The organism is Alcanivorax sp. HI0044, assembly GCF_001634945.1.
Window position 1 is genome coordinate 1 of record NZ_LWEZ01000975.1, and the last position, 466, is coordinate 466.

The following is a 466-nucleotide window of genomic DNA, read 5'->3' on the forward strand; positions in this document are numbered from 1 at the left end:
AATAAGGCTAGCAATTTCATAGACAGTTCATAAATAAGGATTAGCATCAAAGTAGAAAGGATAGGTTTCGGCACGGTGCTTGCTTGCATCAATCGTAACCATGGGGATTATCTTTGGATGCTGGACATGCAAACAACTCATCATCACTCGTCATTTTCATTCCTCACCGTCTGCGCTGCAGCGCTCACCGCCTGCGGCATCGGCCTGACGTTCAATGATGTTCAATGGCAACTGGTCAGCATGGCCAGCTTTTTCAGTGGCATGATGCTGGCAGCCTGCGCTTGCCTTTTGCACGCCATACGCCGTCATCGGGCCTGGCGCATCGAAAGCGCGATTCTGGCAGGCCTGATAGCGCTGGTATGGTCTGCGCCTCTGCTCCCCCCGGCCATGCAGGACACCTTGATCTACCTTATGCCGTAACACCCAGATACTGGGAAAGGGCCTGTTTCATTGCCGTCAGAGACAA

The 466-nt window shown here is 52.4% G+C and carries 1 protein-coding gene; it reads left to right on the forward strand.

Annotated features, from left to right (window positions below; genetic code table 11):
* Window positions 1-126 precede the first annotated feature (126 nt).
* The gene (locus A3730_RS11540; RefSeq protein ID WP_156496930.1) at window positions 127-420 is read left to right on the forward strand and encodes a hypothetical protein; all 294 of its coding nucleotides are present in this window, start codon (window positions 127-129) and stop codon (window positions 418-420) included.
* Window positions 421-466: the final 46 nt, after the last annotated feature.

Coding starts and splice junctions, on each gene's coding strand:
- A3730_RS11540 (WP_156496930.1), top strand. CDS start 127: ATGCAAACAACTCATCATCACTCGTCATTTTCATTCCTCACCGTCTGC.